The 19,434-nt window shown below is 59.6% G+C and carries 16 protein-coding genes; 8 read left to right on the top strand and 8 right to left on the bottom strand.

Going from position 1 to position 19,434, the window contains the following annotated elements; translation table 11 throughout:
• The first annotated feature begins 64 nt into the window (after nt 1–64).
• Together BK660_RS17635 and BK660_RS17630 are read left to right on the top strand one after the other, a co-directional pair.
• Entirely contained in the window at nt 65–643 is a 579-nt protein-coding gene (locus BK660_RS17635; protein ID WP_027921674.1) for a PilZ domain-containing protein, read from the top strand.
• 14 nt (nt 644–657) lie between these two features.
• Complete coding sequence (locus BK660_RS17630) at nt 658–1,380, top strand: glycerophosphodiester phosphodiesterase (RefSeq protein WP_123434321.1); 723 nt, start codon at nt 658–660, stop codon at nt 1,378–1,380.
• Between the two features lie 42 nt (nt 1,381–1,422).
• On the opposite strand, the gene sthA is transcribed toward BK660_RS17630, so the two are convergent.
• Both sthA and BK660_RS17620 read right to left on the bottom strand, forming a co-directional pair.
• A complete protein-coding gene (gene sthA / locus BK660_RS17625; protein WP_007907752.1) occupies nt 1,423–2,817 on the bottom strand; it encodes a Si-specific NAD(P)(+) transhydrogenase in 1,395 nt (464 codons plus the stop codon).
• 208 nt (nt 2,818–3,025) lie between these two features.
• On the bottom strand, nt 3,026–4,075 hold the full coding sequence (locus BK660_RS17620) for an FAD:protein FMN transferase (protein ID WP_123434320.1): 1,050 nt from the start codon (nt 4,073–4,075) through the stop codon (nt 3,026–3,028).
• 159 nt (nt 4,076–4,234) lie between these two features.
• On the opposite strand from BK660_RS17620, the gene tcuC reads away from it, so the two are divergent.
• The gene (gene tcuC / locus BK660_RS17615) at nt 4,235–5,533 is read left to right on the top strand and encodes an MFS transporter (RefSeq protein WP_123434319.1); all 1,299 of its coding nucleotides are present in this window, start codon (nt 4,235–4,237) and stop codon (nt 5,531–5,533) included.
• A 182-nt stretch (nt 5,534–5,715) separates the two neighbouring features.
• Here tcuC and BK660_RS17610 read toward each other — a convergent pair whose 3' ends face one another.
• On the bottom strand, nt 5,716–7,179 hold the full coding sequence (locus BK660_RS17610; protein ID WP_123434318.1) for a glyceraldehyde-3-phosphate dehydrogenase: 1,464 nt from the start codon (nt 7,177–7,179) through the stop codon (nt 5,716–5,718).
• 363 nt (nt 7,180–7,542) lie between these two features.
• Here BK660_RS17610 and mfd point away from each other — a divergent pair, with 363 nt between their 5' ends.
• From mfd to BK660_RS17595, 3 genes are read left to right on the top strand one after another with little or no spacing between them, the layout of a single operon-like run.
• The gene (mfd, locus tag BK660_RS17605; RefSeq protein WP_123434317.1) at nt 7,543–10,992 is read left to right on the top strand and encodes a transcription-repair coupling factor; all 3,450 of its coding nucleotides are present in this window, start codon (nt 7,543–7,545) and stop codon (nt 10,990–10,992) included.
• A 10-nt stretch (nt 10,993–11,002) separates the two neighbouring features.
• A complete protein-coding gene (locus tag BK660_RS17600; protein WP_123434316.1) occupies nt 11,003–11,569 on the top strand; it encodes a CsiV family protein in 567 nt (188 codons plus the stop codon).
• A gap of 11 nt (nt 11,570–11,580) precedes the next feature.
• Nucleotides 11,581–14,274, top strand: coding sequence for a DEAD/DEAH box helicase (locus tag BK660_RS17595; RefSeq protein ID WP_123434315.1), 2,694 nt, complete (start codon nt 11,581–11,583; stop codon nt 14,272–14,274).
• 116 nt (nt 14,275–14,390) lie between these two features.
• On the opposite strand, the gene BK660_RS17590 is transcribed toward BK660_RS17595, so the two are convergent.
• From BK660_RS17590 to BK660_RS17580, 3 genes are all read right to left on the bottom strand, one after another.
• On the bottom strand, nt 14,391–15,128 hold the full coding sequence (locus tag BK660_RS17590; RefSeq protein WP_123434314.1) for an S-methyl-5'-thioinosine phosphorylase: 738 nt from the start codon (nt 15,126–15,128) through the stop codon (nt 14,391–14,393).
• A gap of 12 nt (nt 15,129–15,140) precedes the next feature.
• A complete protein-coding gene (gene nagZ / locus BK660_RS17585) occupies nt 15,141–16,151 on the bottom strand; it encodes a beta-N-acetylhexosaminidase (protein WP_123434313.1) in 1,011 nt (336 codons plus the stop codon).
• Between the two features lie 158 nt (nt 16,152–16,309).
• On the bottom strand, nt 16,310–17,017 hold the full coding sequence (locus tag BK660_RS17580; RefSeq protein WP_123434312.1) for a TetR/AcrR family transcriptional regulator: 708 nt from the start codon (nt 17,015–17,017) through the stop codon (nt 16,310–16,312).
• A gap of 229 nt (nt 17,018–17,246) precedes the next feature.
• Here BK660_RS17580 and lexA point away from each other — a divergent pair, with 229 nt between their 5' ends.
• Entirely contained in the window at nt 17,247–17,855 is a 609-nt protein-coding gene (gene lexA, locus BK660_RS17575; RefSeq protein ID WP_123434311.1) for a transcriptional repressor LexA, read from the top strand.
• Between the two features lie 10 nt (nt 17,856–17,865).
• Nucleotides 17,866–18,339, top strand: a complete 474-nt coding sequence (gene sulA, locus BK660_RS17570) for an SOS-induced cell division inhibitor SulA (RefSeq protein ID WP_123434310.1) — start codon at nt 17,866–17,868, stop codon at nt 18,337–18,339.
• Nucleotides 18,340–18,431: 92 nt separating this feature from the next.
• Here the strand turns inward: sulA and BK660_RS17565 are convergent, their stop codons facing one another.
• Both BK660_RS17565 and BK660_RS17560 read right to left on the bottom strand, forming a co-directional pair.
• Entirely contained in the window at nt 18,432–18,665 is a 234-nt protein-coding gene (locus tag BK660_RS17565; RefSeq protein WP_027921686.1) for a hypothetical protein, read from the bottom strand.
• A 152-nt stretch (nt 18,666–18,817) separates the two neighbouring features.
• A complete protein-coding gene (locus tag BK660_RS17560; protein WP_027921687.1) occupies nt 18,818–19,342 on the bottom strand; it encodes a DUF6586 family protein in 525 nt (174 codons plus the stop codon).
• Nucleotides 19,343–19,434: the final 92 nt, after the last annotated feature.

The following is a 19,434-nucleotide window of genomic DNA, read 5'->3' as shown; positions in this document are numbered from 1 at the left end:
TCCTTGTGGCGGGGGTCGATAACCAGCTTTACACTCAGACCACCGCCGCTACCATGGGTTCGCCATGTCGACATTAGATGAAGAAGATCGCCGCGAATACTACCGTATCGAGGACACGATCGCACTGGAAATTCGGACCCTGTCCGCTCCCGAGGCCGCAGGCCTGGAAGTGTTGCAGGATGCTTCTCCACTGTTCAACTTGCTCAGCGAATTGCACCTGAGCGAATTCGAGTCGCAACACCTGCTACGCCAGATCAGTGAGCGTGACCGCAACCTCGCGGCGTTCCTGAAATCCCAGAACAAACGCATCGATTTACTCAGCCAGGTGATCGCAATCACGGTGCTCGGGCAGATCGGCGAGCCGCAGCCGGTGATTATTTCCGAAGGCGGCATCGACTTTCAGTACCCGACGCCTATCGCCGTGGGTGCGCACCTGTCGGTCAAACTGGTGTTGATGCCGCAAGCCCTCGGCCTGTTGCTGCGAGCCCGCGTCACCCATTGCGACCGCAAGGCGGGTGCCTTTGACGTCGGCACCGAGTTCGAGCGCCCGACCGATGCCCAACGGCAGTTGCTGGCCCGCTACATTTTGCAGAAGCAGGCCCAGGAACGACGACTGGCCCGCGAAAACGAATCAGGCATTTAATTTAAGGAAGAACCGTGACCCTCATCTACGGCCATCGCGGCGCCAAGGGCGAAGCACCGGAAAACACCCTGACCAGCTTTCAGGAATGCCTCAAACACGGCGTGCGCCGTTGCGAACTGGACCTGCACCTGTCCATGGACAACGAGTTGATGGTCATCCACGACCCGACACTCAAGCGCACCACTGACCGTCGCGGCAAAGTCGTCGAACACACGGCGGCCGAGTTGGTGACTTACGACGCACGCAAAGGTGGCCCGGGCTGGATCAAGCCGTGCCCGATTCCGACGCTGGAAGAGTTGTTCGAGAAGTGCGACTTCGATCACTGGCAGCTGGAAGTCAAAAGCGCCTCACGTACCCGCGCCGCGACAACGGTGTTGGCGATTCGTGAAATGGCTCAGCGTTTCGGCCTGCTCGACAAGGTCACGATCACCTCGAGTTCACGCGAAGTGTTGAAAGCTGCGCTGGACCTGGTGCCGGATGTGTCTCGCGGGTTAGTCGCCGAATACGCCTGGCTCGACCCATTGAAGGTTGCGCAAAGCTATGGCTGTGAAATTCTGGCGTTGAACTGGACCCTGTGTACGCCGGAACGCCTGCAGAAGGCGCAGCGTCAAGGTCTGCATGTGTCGGTGTGGACAGTCAACGAGCCCGCGCTGATGCGCAGACTCGCCGACTTCGGCGTTGACAGCCTGATTACAGACTTTCCCGGTTTGGCCAGCGCCACGCTCGAGAATTGCTGAAATCGGTCTCCCCGGCCGGCTCAGGCCACCGGCCGGAGCCGCTCAAAAAAGCCGGTTGAGGCCATCGTACGCCGCTACCCGATAGGCTTCAGCCATGGTCGGGTAGTTGAACGTCGTGTTGACGAAATACTTCAGGGTGTTCAGTTCGCCCGGCTGGCTCATGATCGCCTGACCGATGTGCACGATCTCCGACGCCTGATAACCGAAACAGTGAACGCCCAGCACTTCCAGGGTTTCGCGGTGGAACAGGATCTTCAGCATGCCCTGAGGCTCGCCCGCGATCTGTGCACGCGCCATGCTCTTGAAGAACGCCTTGCCCACTTCGTACGGCACCTTGGCCTGGGTCAGCTCCTGCTCGTTCTTGCCGATCGAGCTGATCTCCGGAATGGTGTAGATGCCGGTCGGCACGTCATTCACGAAGCGCCAGCTGTTGTTATCGACGATGCTGCCAGCGGCCGAACGGCCCTGGTCGTGGGCGGCACTCGCCAGGCTCGGCCAGCCAATCACGTCACCGGCACCGTAAATGTTCGGTACGCAGGTGCGGTAGGCTTCGTCGACTTCGATCTGACCACGGCTGTTGACCTTCACGCCGATGTTTTCCAGACCCAACTGATCGGTGTTGCCGGTACGGCCGTTGCACCAGAGCAAGGCATCGGCCTTGATCTTCTTGCCGGACTTGAGGTGCAGGATCACACCGTTGTCCACGCCTTCGACGCGGTCGTAGTCTTCGTTGTGGCGAACCGTGATGTTGTTGTTGCTGAAGTGGTAGCTCAACGCCTGGGAAATTTCCGAGTCGAGGAAGCTCAGCAACTGACCGCGGTTGTCCACCAGCTCAACCAGCACACCCAGGCCGCTGAAGATCGACGCGTATTCGCAACCGATTACGCCAGCGCCGTAAACGATGAGTTTGCGCGGGGTGTGGCCGAGGCTGAGGATGGTGTCGCTATCGTAGATACGCGGGTGGTGGAAATCGATGTCCGCCGGGCGATAAGGACGCGAGCCGGTGGCGATGATGATGTGCTTGGCCACCAGTTTTTCGACTACACCGTTGGCGCAGACCACTTCGATGGTTTGCTCGTCGGCGAAGCTGCCGGTGCCGAAGAACACGTCGACGCGGTTACGGGCGTAGTAGCCAGTGCGTGAAGCGACTTGTTTGGAAATGACTTTCTCGGCGCTTTTCAGCACGTCCGGAAACGAGAACCAGCGCGGCTCACCAATGGCCCGGAACATCGGGTTGGTGTTGAACTGCATGATCTGCCGGACCGAGTGACGCAGTGCCTTGGACGGGATGGTACCCAGGTGGGTGCAGTTGCCGCCGACCTGGCGACGGCTATCGACCATCGCCACCTTGCGCCCTGCCTTGGCGGCGTTCATTGCCGCGCCTTCTCCCGCCGGGCCGGAACCCAGCACCACCACGTCGTAGTTGTAGACAGCCATGCGTACTCCTCAGAACAGGCCGCGGCGCCATCGGCACCCTGCGGCTAAATCACGCCGATCTGCGGCGTGAAGGAACAATTTGGGGCCAGTGCAGAACCCGGACACAGTCTATAGAAGCGTCAACGCCGCGCACATTAACCCTTGGTCGCGTCGTAGGCTAGTTTTGCCTGCACTACAACGCCAGTCTTCACTGCTTGAATCATTGCCATCACTCGGTTTTGCCGCCACTGAGGCGTTCAAAAGCCTGATTGGTGCGTGTGACGAATCCTGTATCGGCACGAATCACAAAGAATGCACCAATGTCATGTGCCTGGGCATAGTCCCAACCCCGTTCAGGCCCGAGAATCAGCAACAACGTCGATAGTCCATCGGCCATCAACGCTGAAGGATGAATCACCGTGACTGACGCCAGGGTGTGCAGGATCGGTGCACCGGTGCGCGCATCGAAGGTGTGGGAATAACGCCTTCCGTCCTGCACGAAATAATTTCGGTAGTCACCCGATGTGGAAACGCCATAACCGTCGACGGCAATAATGCGCTCAGCCACTTGCTGGTCATCGCGGGGTTCTTCCAGGGCTATTCGCCAGGGTGAACCGTCGAGTTTCTTGCCGGCAGCCTTGAGCTCGCCCGTGGCTTCGGCGAGGTAATCGTGAATACCCAAGGATTCGAGCCTTGCAGCAATGGTGTCGACGGCATAACCGGCGGCGATGCTGTTGAAGTCGACTTCGACAGCGGCGTCCTTGCACAACTGATCGCGGTCGATGCGCAGATGCTGATAGCCGACGCGCTGCCGTACTTCGGCCAGCGCCTGAGCGCTGGGGACTTTTTCCTCGCGGGCCTGCGGGCCAAATCCCCACAGGTTCAGCAGCGGCTCTACGGTAAGGTCGTAGGAGCCTTCGCTTTGCTCTGACAGTTGTTCACCGACGCGAATCAATTTGAGGATCGACGCCGGCATTTTCTGACAGCGATTGGGCGGGAGATCGTTGAAGCGTTCGATGTCGGAGTCGCTGCGGTAGGTGGACATTTGTTGATCGACTTCAGCGAGGATCTTTTCGACCTGAACACGAACCTCTGACGGGGCGGGAAGCCCGGGATGGCGCAGGTACTTGATCGAATACGTGCTGCCCATGGTCGGGCCGCCGAAGGTTTCCAGGCTGTCGCCGTTGCCACAACCGCACAAAACGCCGGCCAGAACCACAAGTGCGCCCCATCGTCCAGTTAACAAATCTTCATCTCCCCTCAAAACCGCGCCCGCCATTATGGGCCTCAGAGCGCAGGAGAGCGAGGTCTGCCAGCGCCCGCCAATCAAACGTAAAACCTGTGGGAGCGAGCCTGCACACGATAGCGGTGACAGGACTTACGACCGCCACACACAGGTGCAGCGTTTTCAAACAAGATCCAGCGTGAGTGCCTAAAAATGTCCTCCAATACGAGCAACGGCAAAGCAATTTTTCGCGTCGTCAGCGGAAACTTCCTGGAGATGTTCGACTTTATGGTCTACGGCTTTTACGCTACGGCCATCGCCAAAACCTTCTTCCCTACCGACAGCGCTTTCGCTTCCCTGATGTTGTCACTGGCCACTTTCGGTGCCGGCTTCCTGATGCGCCCGCTGGGCGCGATTTTCCTCGGCGCCTACATCGACCGACATGGTCGTCGCAAAGGCTTGATCATCACCCTGGCCATGATGGCCGCCGGCACGGTGCTGATTGCCTGCGTGCCGGGTTACGCCACGCTGGGCGTCGCGGCGCCGCTGATCGTGTTGTTCGGTCGACTGCTGCAAGGCTTCTCGGCCGGCGTGGAATTGGGCGGCGTATCGGTGTATCTCGCCGAGATTTCGACGCCGGGTCGCAAGGGCTTTTTTGTCAGTTGGCAGTCCGCCAGCCAACAAGCCGCTGTGGTGTTCGCCGGCCTGCTCGGCGTCGGTTTGAACCACTGGCTCAGCCCGGAACAAATGGGTGACTGGGGCTGGCGCGTGCCGTTCCTGATCGGCTGCATGATCGTGCCGGTGATCTTCGTGATTCGCCGTTCGCTGGAAGAAACGCCGGAGTTCCAGGCGCGTAAACACCGCCCGTCCCTGCGGGACATCATCCGTTCGATCAGTCAGAACTTCGGCATTGTTATCGCCGGCATGGCGTTGGTGGTAATGACCACCGTGTCGTTCTACCTGATCACCGCTTACACCCCGACTTTCGGTAAAGCCGAACTGCATCTGTCGGACCTGGATGCGCTGCTGGTGACGGTGTGCATCGGCCTGTCGAACTTCTTCTGGCTGCCGGTGATGGGCACCGTATCTGACAAGATCGGACGTAAACCCCTACTGTTGGCGGCGACGATTCTGGCAATCCTCACCGCTTATCCGGCCCTGTCGTGGCTGGTGGCGAACCCGAGCTTCAGCCATTTGCTGATTGTCGAGTTGTGGCTGTCGTTCCTGTATGGCTCGTACAACGGCGCCATGGTGGTGGCGCTGACCGAGATCATGCCGGTTGAGGTTCGTACGACTGGTTTCTCGTTGGCTTACAGTTTGGCGACGGCAACGTTTGGCGGGTTTACCCCGGCGGCGTGTACGTATCTGATTCATGTGCTGGACAACAAGGCTGCGCCGGGGATCTGGCTCAGCGGTGCGGCGGTGCTGGGGTTGATCGCGACGCTGGTGTTGTTCCGAGGTAACAAACATGAGCTGCGGACGGCGAAAGCGGCAGTAGTCGGCGGCGCCTGATCCATCGCCTTCGCGAGCAAGCCCGCTCCCACATTTGACCGAGTTGTCCAGGCGGACACGGTCATATGTGGGAGCGGGCTTGCTCGCGAAGAGGCCGGCACCGACAACACACCCAACGGACCAAACTACACAAACAAAAACGCCCCGACCTGGGTCGGGGCGTTTTCATATGCAGCTAACGCTTAGCGCGGGAACGCTGGCGGGTTTACACCGGCCATGTCTTCCATCACGCGTACCACCTGGCAGCTGTAACCGAATTCGTTGTCGTACCAAACGTACAGAACAACGCGGTTGTCTTGGGTGATGGTTGCTTCAGCGTCCACAACGCCTGCGTGGCGCGAGCCAACGAAGTCGGTGGAAACCACTTCCTGCGAGTTGACGTAGTCGATTTGCTTATGCAGATCGGAGTGCATGGCCATCTGGCGCAGGTACTCGTTGATCTCTTCGCGAGTGGTGGCTTTCTCAAGGTTCAGGTTGAGAATGGCCATCGACACGTTTGGCGTCGGAACGCGGATCGCGTTACCGGTCAGCTTGCCGGCCAGCTCAGGCAGTGCCTTGGCAGCAGCGGTGGCTGCACCGGTCTCGGTGATTACCATGTTCAGCGCGGCACTACGGCCACGGCGATCGCCTTTGTGGAAGTTGTCGATCAGGTTCTGGTCGTTGGTGTACGAGTGAACGGTTTCAACGTGACCATTTACGATGCCGAACTTGTCGTTCACCGCTTTGAGCACCGGCACGATGGCGTTGGTGGTGCAGGAAGCGGCGGAAACGATCTTGTCGTCAGCGGTGATATCACCGTGGTTGATGCCGTGAACGATGTTCTTCAGCTTGCCTTTGCCAGGCGCGGTCAGAACAACGCGGTCGATACCCGGGCAAGCCAGGTGTTGACCCAGACCCTCGGCGTCACGCCATACACCGGTGTTGTCCACCAGCAGCGCGTCTTTGATGCCGTACTGGGTGTAATCCACTTCAGTCGGGTTCTTCGCGTAGATAACCTGGATCAGGTTGCCGTTGGCGGTGATGGTGTTGTTGGCTTCATCAATGGTGATGGTGCCATCGAACGGACCATGAACCGAGTCACGACGCAGCAGGCTTGCACGCTTGACCAGATCGTTCTCGGCGCCCTTGCGGACAACGATGGCGCGCAGACGCAGGCCGTCGCCACCACCGGTTTTCTCGATAAGGATACGCGCCAGCAGACGACCGATACGACCGAAGCCGTACAGGACAACGTCGGTGCCTTTGCGGGCGGAAGCGTTCTGCTGACCAACGACGTCAGCCAGTTCTTCACGGACGAACTGCTCGGCAGTGCGACCTTTGCCTTCGGCCTTGAATTTGACCGCAAGCTTGCCCAGGTCTACCGAAGCGGCGCCGAGCTTGAGCTCGCTCATCGCCTTGAGCAGCGGGAATGTTTCGTGGACGGACAATTCGCTGTCATCGGACTGACGATGACGGGCAAAGCGGTGAGCTTTGAGAATCGCAATGACTGAACGGTTGATCAGGCTGCGGCCATAGATCGAGCTCACCACGTTGTTATTGCGGTAGAGCTGACCGATAAGCGGAATCATCGCTTCTGCGAGTGCTTCACGGTCGATCCATTCACCAAGACACTGGTCGGGCTTCTGAGTCACGGGAACCTTCCACATGTAGGGGCAGAAAAAAGGGGCTACATTATGCCGCCGACTCCCTCCCGTAGCAATGCGCGCTTGTCGTGCGATCCGTAACATTTTCCGGTTCAAAAAAATCACGCCGCGCCGAAGCCCAATAAAACCGGGGCTTCCAGCGCAGTCAATTTTTTGGAGACAACGCTACCTTATCCGTAACCCTCCGTAACACTGGTTGGTTTTGCCACTACATAATCAGCAAATATCAGTAAAAAAGCGGCGGATTTTGTCTTTACCACTACATTTCGCCAAACCTGCGTAATAGACACAGTCTGCAACTGACAGGCGGCACCCGAGGCCGCTACAATTACCGACTTTGTCGCAACGCTTGGAGCTCAACCTTCCGTGCCCGTTCTGCGTCTACCGCTTCTCCCTGCCGCGGCAGGTAAACAGCACTGGGGCAACCTGCCCGGTGCCGCCCTCAGCCTGGCCATCGCCGAGGCTGCCAGCGCTGCCAAGCGCTTTACCCTGCTGCTGACCGCCGACAGCCAAAGTGCCGAACGGCTGGAGCAGGAGCTGAGTTTCTTCGCCCCGGATTTGCCCGTATTGCATTTCCCGGACTGGGAAACCCTGCCCTACGATCTGTTTTCGCCGCACCAGGACATTATTTCCCAGCGCATCTCCGCCCTTTACCGGTTGCCGGAGCTGAGCCATGGCGTGCTGGTGGTGCCGATCACCACCGCTCTGCATCGCCTGGCGCCGACCAAGTTCCTGCTCGGTAGCAGCCTGGTGCTGGACGTTGGCCAGAAGCTCGACGTCGAACAAATGCGTACGCGGCTTGAAGCCAGCGGCTACCGCTACGTCGACACGGTGTACGAGCATGGCGAGTTCACGGTGCGCGGCTCGCTGATCGACCTGTTTCCGATGGGCAGCAAACTGCCGTTCCGCATCGACCTGTTCGACGACGAAATCGAAACGCTGCGCACGTTCGATCCGGAAAACCAGCGTTCCATCGACAAGGTCGACACCGTACGCCTGCTGCCTGCACGTGAATTTCCGCTGCAAAAAGATGCGGTCACTCGCTTCAAGGCACGCTTCCGTGAACGCTTCGACGTCGACTTCCGCCGCTGCCCGATCTTTCAGGACCTGAGCAGCGGGATTACGCCGGCCGGTATCGAGTACTACCTGCCGCTGTTCTTCGACGAAACCTCGACGCTGTTCGATTACCTGCCGCAGGACACGCAAGTGTTTTCCCTGCCCGGCATCGAGCAAGCGGCGGAGAATTTCTGGAACGACGTGCGCAATCGTTATGAAGAGCGCCGCGTCGATCCGTCCCGTCCTTTATTACCGCCGGCCGAGCTGTTCCTGCCGGTGGAAGATTGCTTTGCCCGCCTGAAAAACTGGCCGCGTGTGGTGGCCAGTCAACAGGACGTGGAAACCGGCGTCGGCCGCGAGCGCTTCCCGGCGCGGGAACTGCCGAACCTGGCCATCGAAGCCAAGGCCACTCAGCCATTGGCGGCACTGGCGGGTTTCCTCGACGAATTCCCTGGACGCGTACTGTTTACCGCCGAATCGGCGGGCCGTCGTGAAGTGCTGCTGGAGTTGCTCGAACGCCTGAAACTGCGACCGAAAACCGTCGACAGCTGGCCCGACTTCGTCGCGAGCAAAGAGCGCTTGGCAATCACCATCGCCCCGCTCGACGAAGGCCTGGTGCTCGACAATCCGGCCTTGGCGCTGGTGGCCGAAAGCCCGTTGTTCGGTCAGCGCGTCATGCAGCGCCGTCGCCGTGAAAAACGCGCCGACGCCAACAACGATGCGGTCATCAAGAACCTCACTGAGCTGCGCGAAGGCGCGCCAGTGGTGCACATCGATCACGGCGTCGGTCGCTACCTCGGGCTGGCCACGCTCGAAATCGACGATCAGGCCGCCGAATTCCTCACGCTGCAATACGCCGAAGGCGCCAAATTGTACGTGCCGGTGGCCAACCTGCACCTGATCGCTCGCTACACCGGCAGCGATGATGCCTTGGCCCCGCTGCACCGTCTCGGCTCCGAAACCTGGCAAAAAGCCAAGCGTAAAGCCGCCGAACAGGTGCGCGATGTCGCCGCCGAGTTGCTCGACATTTATGCCCGTCGCGCCGCCCGTGAAGGTTATGCGTTCGAAGATCCGAAAGCCGACTACGCAACCTTCAGCGCTGGTTTCCCGTTCGAAGAAACGCCCGACCAGCAAACCACCATCGAAGCGGTGCGTGCCGACATGCTCGCGCCGAAGCCGATGGACCGCCTGGTCTGCGGCGACGTGGGTTTCGGCAAGACCGAAGTGGCCATGCGCGCTGCCTTCATTGCGGTGCACGGCGGTCGTCAGGTGGCGATCCTGGTGCCGACCACCCTGCTCGCCCAACAGCACTACAACAGCTTCCGCGATCGCTTCGCCGATTGGCCAGTGACCGTGGAAGTGATGAGCCGCTTCAAGTCGACCAAGGAAGTGAACGCCGCGGTCGCGGACCTCGCCGAAGGCAAGATCGACATCGTGATCGGCACGCACAAGCTGCTGCAAGATGACGTGAAGATCAAGAACCTCGGGCTGGTCATCATCGACGAAGAACACCGTTTTGGTGTGCGTCAGAAGGAACAGCTCAAGGCCCTGCGCAGTGAAGTCGACATCCTGACCCTGACCGCCACGCCGATTCCGCGCACGCTGAACATGGCCGTGTCGGGCATGCGCGACCTGTCGATCATCGCCACCCCGCCCGCGCGTCGCCTGTCGGTGCGGACCTTCGTCATGGAGCAGAACAAGAGCACGGTCAAAGAGGCCCTGCTCCGTGAATTGCTGCGTGGCGGCCAGGTTTACTACCTGCACAACGACGTGAAGACCATCGAGAAATGCGCCGCCGACCTCGCCGAACTGGTGCCGGAAGCACGCATCGGCATCGGCCACGGGCAAATGCGCGAGCGCGAACTCGAACAGGTGATGAGCGACTTCTACCACAAGCGCTTCAACGTGCTGATCGCCTCGACCATCATCGAGACCGGCATCGACGTGCCGAGCGCCAACACCATCATCATCGAGCGTGCCGACAAATTCGGCCTGGCGCAGCTGCACCAGTTGCGCGGCCGTGTCGGGCGCAGTCACCACCAGGCTTACGCGTACTTGCTGACGCCGCCGCGCCAGCAGATCACCCCGGATGCGGAAAAGCGCCTGGAAGCGATCGCCAACACCCAGGACCTCGGCGCAGGCTTCGTGCTCGCGACCAACGACCTGGAAATCCGTGGCGCCGGCGAACTGCTGGGTGATGGTCAGAGCGGGCAGATCCAGGCGGTTGGTTTTACGCTGTACATGGAAATGCTCGAACGCGCGGTGAAGTCGATCCGCAAGGGCGAGCAGCCGAACCTCGATCAGCCGCTGGGCGGTGGACCGGAAGTCAATCTGCGCGTACCGGCATTGATTCCCGAAGATTATCTGCCGGACGTTCACGCCCGATTGATTCTCTACAAACGCATCGCGTCGGCCACCGACGAAGAAGGCCTCAAGGACCTGCAAGTCGAGATGATCGACCGATTCGGCCTGTTGCCGGAGCCAACCAAGAACCTGATGCGCATCACCGCGTTGAAGTTGCAGGCCGAATTGCTGGGCATCAAGAAAGTCGACGGCGGCCCGCAAGGTGGCCGAATCGAGTTCGCGGCACAGACACCGGTCGACCCGCTGACGCTGATCAAACTGATTCAGGGCCAGCCCAAACGCTACAAATTCGAAGGGGCCACGATGTTTAAATTCATGGTGCCTATGGAGCGTGCGGAAGAACGCTTTAATACTGTAGAGGCGCTGCTTGAGCTCCTTATCCCGAAAACTGCTTGAAGGACGCCGCATGCGCCTGTTCCGCTCTCTGACCCTGCTGTTAACGCTGGTCGCACCCACGGCGTTTGCCGATGATCTGTATCAGATTGAAATGATTCTGGTCCGGCAAAACGCCGTCCCCGCTATCGTCAGCCGTGCTGCACCGGAAGACTGGGCCGCCGGCGCGCAGCCCATCAGCAAGGACAGCCTGCGTACGCCGAGCCTGAATGGCGAGGTGGAAAAACTCACAGCCAGCGCGGACTACACCGTGTTGCTGCACAAAGCCTGGCAACAAACGCTCGGCGAACAAGGCAGCAAAGTGGCAATCAGCGATGGCAAGGAACAATATGGTCAGTTCCCGATCGAGGGCACGCTGAACCTGAAACTGGGACGCTTCACCGACGTCGACGCCGACTTCTGGGTCAATCAGATCGACGGCGATGGCATGGTCACCGCCAGCGAACGCCTCAAGCAAGAAAGCCATACCAAGAACGGCCAGCTGAACTTCCTCGACAACGGTCACCTCGGCCTGTTGATCAAGATCACCTCGCTCACTGCCCCTGCGCCTCGGCCAGTCCCCGATGAAATACCGGACTGATTGAAGTCCCTATGCCCTCGACCCTGAGCAAACCCCTGGCACCTTCCTGGGTCAGCCGATTCAAAGAGCAAAGCCTGGAGCGTGGCCGCCGCTACGCGCTGGAGAATCGTGTCAGGATCGTCGAGGTCGGTGACGCCACGATCACCGCGGCGTGCGAAGGCTCTGGCGGCAATGTGTACCGTCAGACCATTCGCTTGCGTGAGTCAGCCAAAGCCACCTTGCTGATGGTCGATGCCACCTGTACTTGCCCGGTTCACAGTAACTGCAAACATTGCGCGGCGGTGCTGCTCAAAGTCCAGGAAACACTGGCCTACCCGGCGGCAGCCCAAGACGCCGAATTGCTGGAAAAACTCCAGGCCGTGCTGGAAAACCGCGGGCCGAAAGCGCCTCCGCAAGTGCTTGTGGATAACGTGCAACCGGTGCCTCGCCTGTGGCTGGCGAGTGTCGAGTTCAGTGCTTTCGAGCCACGCAACGGCAAAATGCAGCGTTACATTCAACATCGCGCCGCACTGTCGTTCAGCTATCTGGATGAATACGTTGCCGGGCAGAAGAACACCGACATCCTGATCCGCCAGGAAACCCAGACGCTGCGGATAAAACGCCACCCGGATGTGGAACAAACCTACAGGGAGCAGCTGCGAATCCTCGGCTTCAAAATCGCCACCCGGCAAAGCAAGGCCTTGCCGGAAAGTGCCGGCGAGCTCTACGAGATGGTTAACGACAGCGCCTGGCTGACGTTCACCCTCAACGAATTGCCGAAGCTGCGCACTCAAGGCTGGGAGTTGCAGATCGACGAAGATTTCGGTTTCGATCTGACCGCTGTGGACGACTGGTACGCCACCGTCGAGCAAGCACCGGAGCGCGACTGGTTTGATCTTGAGCTAGGGATCATCGTCAACGGTGAGCGCCTGAGTTTGCTGCCGATCCTGTTGAACCTGATGCGCTCGCACACTGAAATCCTCAACCCGGAACGCCTCGCCCGACGTCGCGACGACGAGCTGATTCTGGTGAACATTCCCAATCGGCCGAATTCCGAGTACGGTCCGCTGCAAGTCGCCCTGCCCTTCGGCCGCTTGAAGCCGGTGCTGGCGACGCTCGGCGAGTTCTATCTGCAAGAGCCCGGCGAAACTACGCTGCGTTTGAGCAAGGCGGACGCCACGCGCCTGAATCCGCTGGAAGACTTGCCGCTGCTCTGGGAGGGCGGCGAACAGATCCGCACCTTTGCCCAGCGTTTGCGCGACATCAAGGACTACACGGCGACGGCACCTGAAGGCCTGAACGCGACATTGCGCCCCTATCAGCTGGAAGGCCTGAGCTGGATGCAGTCATTGCGGCAACTGGAAGTCGGCGGGATTCTCGCGGACGACATGGGCCTGGGCAAAACCCTACAAACCCTGGCGCATGTTCTCACTGAAAAAGCGGCTGGGCGCCTCGACCGGCCCTGCATGGTGGTGATGCCCACCAGCCTGATCCCGAACTGGCTCGACGAAGCCGCGCACTTCACGCCGCGACTCAAAGTGCTGGCGCTGTACGGCGCCAGTCGCAAAAAACACTTCGACCACTTGGCCGACTACGATCTGATCCTGACCACGTATGCGCTGCTGCCCAAAGACGTCGAGCGTCTGGCCTTGCAGCCATTGCACGTGCTGGTGCTGGATGAAGCGCAGTACATCAAGAATCCCAACAGCAAGGCGGCCCAGGCGGCCCGCGAGCTGAACGCGCGCCAGCGTTTGTGCCTGAGCGGTACGCCGCTGGAAAACCACCTCGGTGAGCTGTGGTCGCTGTTCCACTTTCTGCTGCCCGGCTGGCTGGGCGACGTGAAAAGCTTCAACCGCGATTACCGCGTGCCGATTGAAAAGCGTGCCAGTGAAGTCAGGCTCCAGCACCTCAATGGCCGGATCAAACCGTTCCTGTTGCGCAGGACCAAGGAACAGGTCGCGACGGAATTGCCGCCGAAGACCGAAATCATTCACTGGGTCGAACTCAACGAAGCCCAGCGCGATGTGTACGAAACCATGCGCTTGGCGATGGACAAGAAAGTCCGCGACGAGATCACCCGCAAAGGCGTGGCGCGCAGCCAGATCATCATTCTCGAAGCGCTGCTGAAGCTGCGTCAGGTGTGCTGTGATTTACGCTTGGTCAACGATGCCGTCCTGCCGACGCGTGGCAGCACATCGGGCAAGCTCGACAGCCTGATGGAAATGCTTGAGGAGTTGTTTGAAGAGGGTCGACGGATTCTGCTGTTCTCGCAGTTCACGTCAATGCTGGCGCTTATCGAGGTCGAACTGAAAAAGCGTGGCGTCGAGTACGCGCTGCTGACCGGACAGACCCGCGACCGGCGTGCGCCGGTGAAGGACTTTCAGAGCGGCAAGCGTCAGATTTTTCTGATCAGCCTGAAGGCCGGCGGTGTTGGTTTGAACCTGACGGAAGCGGATACGGTGATTCACTACGATCCATGGTGGAACCCGGCGACGGAGAATCAGGCGACTGACCGGGCGTATCGTATCGGCCAGGAGAAACCGGTATTCGTCTACAAGATGATTGCCCGAGGCACGGTGGAAGAGAAGATTCAGCATCTGCAGAAAGAAAAATCCGACCTGGCGGCTGGCGTACTGGATGGACGCAAGACCGGAGACTGGAAGTTGCAGAGCGATGATATTGAAGCGTTGTTTGCGCCGTTGCCGGACAAGCTCGAAAAGCGCTGAGATCTATTGCACCAGACAGATTGCTATCGCGGGCAAGCCACGCTCCCACAGGAAATCACTGAACCTGTGGGAGCGTGGCTTGCCCGCGATTGAGTCAACTCGTTGTAAAGGCTGACTTACCCCTTCAACACCCGCGCCAACGTCGACTTCACCTTCCCCATCCCGTCATGCAACGCCTGCTCGATCTCGGCCATGGTGATCACCGCCGTCGACTTGCCCGCCGCCGGGTTCACCACCAGCGCCAGGCACGCGTAATCCAGTTCCAGCTCACGCGCCAGTGCCGCTTCCGGCATACCGGTCATGCCGACGATGTCGCAGCCATCACGCTCAAGTCGCGCGATTTCAGCAACGGTTTCCAGCCGCGGGCCCTGTGTGCAGGCATACACGCCATGACTGCTGTAACCCACACCTTCAGCCGCCAGCGCCGCGATCAGTTGCTGACGCAACGGTTCGCTGTAGGGATAGCTGAAGTCGATGTGGGTGACGTGTTCCAGGTCATCGGCGAAATAGGTGTGTTCACGGCCACTGGTATAGTCGATCAGCTGATGCGGCACGCAAAAATGCCCGGTGCCCATCGCCGCATGAATGCCGCCCACGGCGTTGACCGCTAGGATCGCTTCGGCGCCCGCCTGCTTCAATGCCCAGAGGTTAGCGCGGTAGTTCACCTGATGCGGTGGCAAACGGTGCGGATGTCCATGACGCGCGAGGAACAACACTTCCTTGCCGGCGTATTCGCCGATATGAATCTCGGCCGAAGGCGGACCGTAAGGCGTGTCCACCGCCAGTGACTGACGAATGCTCAGGCCTTCGAGTTGAGTCAGGCCGGTGCCACCGATAATCGCGTAAACCGTCATAACGTAAAGTCCTTATTCAATCAGTTGAGCGTCTTTGAGCGCACCGACAGCCGCCAGCCAGCGCGGGTTCTGCCGGTATTCGGTATTGGCGTAGGACTGGCCGCGCATCCGCGCAATGCGCTCGGACGGCTTGACCCTCAGGCGCTGCGCAGCGCTCAGCGCCAATTCCGCAGCGGCGCGGTCGTTGCACACCAGGCCCATGTCGCAGCCAGCGGTCAGTGCCGCTTCGATACGGCTGGCGGCATCGCCCACCACATGAGCACCTGCCATCGACAAGTCGTCACTGAAGATCACGCCATCGAATTGCAACTCGCCGCGCAGGATGTCCTGCAACCAGCGACGGGAGAAGCCGGCAGGCTGGGAGTCGACTTGTGGATAAATCACGTGGGCCGGCATGACAGCGGCCAGTTGCTTGCTCAGTTTGGCGAACGGCACCAGGTCGTTGGCGCGGATCTCGTCGAGGCTGCGCTCGTCATTCGGGATGGCGACGTGGGAGTCCGCCTCGGCCCAGCCATGACCGGGAAAATGCTTGCCGGTGGCGGCCATACCGGCGCTGTTCATGCCGCGGATGAATGCGCCGGCCAGCAGTGCTGCGCGCTCGGGATCACCTTCGAACGAACGGGTGCCGACGACCGCGCTGCGCTGGTAATCCAGGTCCAGCACCGGGGCGAAACTCAGGTCGAGACCGACGGCCAGCACTTCGGTGGCCATGATCCAGCCACATTGCTCGGCCAGGTATTCAGCGTTCGGATTGTCGGCGATGGCACGCATCGCCGGCAGTCGCACGAAGCCTTGGCGCAAACGCTGAACGCGACCGCCCTCTTGATCCACCGCCAGCAGCAGGTCGGGACGAATGGCGCGAATCGAGGCACTCAACTCGCGCACCTGGCGCGGAGTTTCGATGTTACGAGCGAAAATGATCAGGCCGCCCACTTCGGGCTGGCGCAACAATTGGCGATCTTCAGCCGTCAGCCAGGTACCGGCGACGTCCACCATCAACGAGCCTTGCAGGCCAGCAGTCATAGAGATTCCTTGATAACGAGAAACCCGGCCCGCACGCATTCGCCACCTTGGGCGATGCCCGGCAGGTCGGCGATACAAATGGGGAACGGGTTCAGAACGAGAGTCGGCATGGGCGGCTAGCTTAGCGGATGTCAGCTGCCGCGCCCACCCGTGTGCGGTTAAACCTTGGCGGCAGCCGGGGCCGACTTGCTGCGAGGACGCAGCTGTGCGGTGGCCATCGCCGTGTCGGTCACGCCGGTTTCCGCACGCATGCCCGCGGCCAGGAACGGCACCATCAAGCGCATCACTTGCTCAATGGAGGTGTTGACGCCGAAATCGGTCTCGGCAATCGCGCGCAGGGCCTTGATCCCCGACATGCTGAACGCCGCGGCGCCGAGCATGAAGTGCACGCGCCAGAACAGTTCGATCGGTGGAATACGCGGCGCGGCTTCGTTGACCAGCATCATGTAACGGCGGAACACTTTGCCGTACATGTCTTCCAGGTAACGACGCAAGTGGCCTTGGCTCTGACTGAACGCCAGACCCAACAGACGCATGAAGATAGAGAGATCATTGCCGCTGCGTGGCTGCACTACAAGGGCTTGCTCGACGAGGATTTCCAGCAGTTCTTCGAGGGTCGGCTTGTTTTCAGGCTTGGCCTGACGCCGCTCAAGCTCTTTATCAAGGCTCAGGCAGAACGGCCCGAGGAAGCGCGAAAAGACCGCCTGGATCAGCGCTTTCTTGGAGCCGAAGTGATAGTTCACCGCTGCCAGATTGACACCGGCCTTGCTGGTGATCAGACGCAATGAGGTTTCAGCGAAACCTTTTTCCGCGAACAACTGCTCGGCAGCATCAAGAATGCGTTCAACGGTTTCCGACTGGGCCATGGCTACTCCGCCTGACAAACACTTGTTTGAAACATACGTTTCAGCCTGTGTATTGTCAAGCTTGGCCGTTCGTTTTGGGAATGGTCGGTCAGCTATTTAACCATACAACGGCGAAGCTTCAATCAGTGGGTCGATCGACCGTCCGGCGGTCGATAAAAAAAGGGGCATTGCCAAGACGCTTTCACTGTATATAATCCCAGTCACTGTATAAAAAGACAGAGCGACCAAAATGCTAAAGCTGACGCCACGCCAAGCAGAGATTCTGGCCTTCATCAAACGCTGCCTCGAAGACAACGGCTACCCGCCGACCCGCGCGGAGATCGCTCAGGAACTGGGTTTCAAGTCACCCAACGCAGCGGAAGAACACCTTAAGGCGCTGGCCCGCAAAGGTGCCATCGAGATGACCCCGGGCGCTTCCCGCGGCATTCGTATTCCAGGCTTCGAAGCCAAGACAGACGAGTCCACCCTGCCAATCATTGGTCGAGTGGCTGCCGGTGCTCCCATTCTGGCCCAGCAGCACATCGAAGAGTCCTGCAACATCAACCCTGCTTTCTTCCATCCGCGTGCCGACTACTTGCTGCGCGTGCATGGCATGAGCATGAAGGACGTCGGTATTTTCGACGGCGACCTGCTGGCCGTACACACCACGCGTGAAGCCCGTAACGGCCAGATCGTGGTCGCGCGTATCGGCGATGAAGTGACGGTCAAGCGCTTCAAGCGCGATGGCAGCAAGGTCTGGCTGATTGCCGAAAACCCTGAATTTGCCCCTATCGAAGTGAACCTGAAAGATCAGGAACTGGTGATTGAAGGCTTGAGTGTCGGCGTGATTCGCCGCTAAAGGAGGCTTTATGCAGTTCCCACACACATCACAGCAAGCCCAACTGCCACTGTTCGAGGCATTCATGGCGCAACCCCTGGCGCCGATCCTGAAAGACGTGGTCGAGTCGCCTTGGAGCGCCGAGCCCGAAGTCTTCAGTGAGCTATCGCTACGTGGTGCTGCCGGGAACTGCCTGAACCTCCTGGCACCGATTCTCAGGGAATTGAGCCAGGACCAGGATGCACGCTGGCTGACACTGATTGCCCCGCCAGCGAGCCTGACCCAGGCCTGGCTGCGGGACGCCGGCCTCAATCGCGAACGCATCCTCCTGCTGCAACCTCGCGGTGCCCAGAGCGCCCAGCAGCTGACCTGCGAAGCCTTGCGCCTGGGCCGCAGCCACACAGTGGTCAGCTGGCTCAACCCATTGAACACAACATCACGGCAACAGCTGATCAGCGCCGCCCGGACCGGGGACGCACAGAGCTTGAATATTCGATTGGGTTAACTGAAAAACAATGCGCGCTTAGAATTGCGCGAGGCTTCTCCAAGGATAGAGAAGCCGACCTGTAGCATTACCCGTAAAACCGACGGGCGGGATCAATGAAGGACGCGAGTCCCCTGATCCTTTTCAAATTCGCCTTCAACCAGGCGCCCTGCCATCTGAACGCCGACGCTCAACATCGCCTTGGCGACTTCCACGTATTGGCCTTGCAGGAACGCTTTGGCATCCTCGGAGAAATCCAAAGTAACCAGAGAACCCTCGTCCTCGGCCCTGCGCAGCTCGATACGGCCGTCTGGTAACTCGACAATTTCTAGAAAGGACGTTGGCATAAAGGTCTGTTCTCCACGAAAGGCGGGGATTATATAGGCATCGGCCATGCTTCGCTCAGCAAGTTGACCAGATGTCATGGCAATGAAATGTCTTTTTGCATTCATCCCTGAGCAGACACCCTGTCGGGGCATCCGTCTCTGCGCTTAGTCCTTCAGCACTCGTTCAAGCCTTCGCGAAACCGGATCGCCAGACCTTTCAAATTCTGACGCCAGCTTTCCAGTTCTTCCCGGCTCAACTCTTCAGGCGCCTCTTCTGCATCCAGGTTAACGGCCAGGATCAGCGGCTGAGTCACGTCGCCTTTAGGCTTGTGCGGCGCACGGGGCGGTTGAAACAACGCCGCATGGGCGGCCAGCAACTTGGCCAACCAGGTTTCAGGGTTTTGCGCGAGCTCGACCATTTCCGCCATTTCTGGAATCGCGATGGCTTCGAGGACTTCACGGGTCAGCAACAACTCAGCCCGAGGCGCATTGGCCTGAGGCAAGCGATAGAACCCGGCGATTTCATGGCACAGCCCCAGCAAGGCACCGTACAGGTGAAACAACGCCGATTCGCGCCCCGCCTGGATCAGCGCCAGCGAGTTCATTGCCCGCCCCTCTTCGGCCTTGGCGAGCGCTTCCAGCGACAGGCCGGCGAAATAAATCTTCTGATTGGTACGGGTATAAAGTTCGTGGGCCATGACGGCAGCCTCCACAACGAAATAATTGCTTCACGCAGGTCAGACAGTGTCGTGGATCACCCGAGGCGACCGCAAGCACAAAACAAAAAGGC

The organism is Pseudomonas brassicacearum, assembly GCF_003732265.1.
GTDB lineage: Bacteria > Pseudomonadota > Gammaproteobacteria > Pseudomonadales > Pseudomonadaceae > Aquipseudomonas > Aquipseudomonas brassicacearum_D.
The sequence above is the reverse complement of the archived record's forward strand: the minus strand, read 5'-3'. Positions and strand labels throughout refer to the sequence as shown.

Coding starts and splice junctions, on each gene's coding strand:
- BK660_RS17565 (WP_027921686.1), bottom strand. CDS start 18,665: ATGCCAACGTCCTTTCTAGAAATTGTCGAGTTACCAGACGGCCGTATC.
- BK660_RS17635 (WP_027921674.1), top strand. CDS start 65: ATGTCGACATTAGATGAAGAAGATCGCCGCGAATACTACCGTATCGAG.
- BK660_RS17590 (WP_123434314.1), bottom strand. CDS start 15,128: ATGACGGTTTACGCGATTATCGGTGGCACCGGCCTGACTCAACTCGAA.
- BK660_RS17595 (WP_123434315.1), top strand. CDS start 11,581: ATGCCCTCGACCCTGAGCAAACCCCTGGCACCTTCCTGGGTCAGCCGA.
- lexA (WP_123434311.1), top strand. CDS start 17,247: ATGCTAAAGCTGACGCCACGCCAAGCAGAGATTCTGGCCTTCATCAAA.
- sulA (WP_123434310.1), top strand. CDS start 17,866: ATGCAGTTCCCACACACATCACAGCAAGCCCAACTGCCACTGTTCGAG.
- tcuC (WP_123434319.1), top strand. CDS start 4,235: ATGTCCTCCAATACGAGCAACGGCAAAGCAATTTTTCGCGTCGTCAGC.
- BK660_RS17600 (WP_123434316.1), top strand. CDS start 11,003: ATGCGCCTGTTCCGCTCTCTGACCCTGCTGTTAACGCTGGTCGCACCC.
- BK660_RS17620 (WP_123434320.1), bottom strand. CDS start 4,075: ATGGCGGGCGCGGTTTTGAGGGGAGATGAAGATTTGTTAACTGGACGA.
- sthA (WP_007907752.1), bottom strand. CDS start 2,817: ATGGCTGTCTACAACTACGACGTGGTGGTGCTGGGTTCCGGCCCGGCG.
- nagZ (WP_123434313.1), bottom strand. CDS start 16,151: ATGACTGCTGGCCTGCAAGGCTCGTTGATGGTGGACGTCGCCGGTACC.
- BK660_RS17560 (WP_027921687.1), bottom strand. CDS start 19,342: ATGGCCCACGAACTTTATACCCGTACCAATCAGAAGATTTATTTCGCC.
- BK660_RS17610 (WP_123434318.1), bottom strand. CDS start 7,179: ATGTGGAAGGTTCCCGTGACTCAGAAGCCCGACCAGTGTCTTGGTGAA.
- BK660_RS17580 (WP_123434312.1), bottom strand. CDS start 17,017: ATGGCCCAGTCGGAAACCGTTGAACGCATTCTTGATGCTGCCGAGCAG.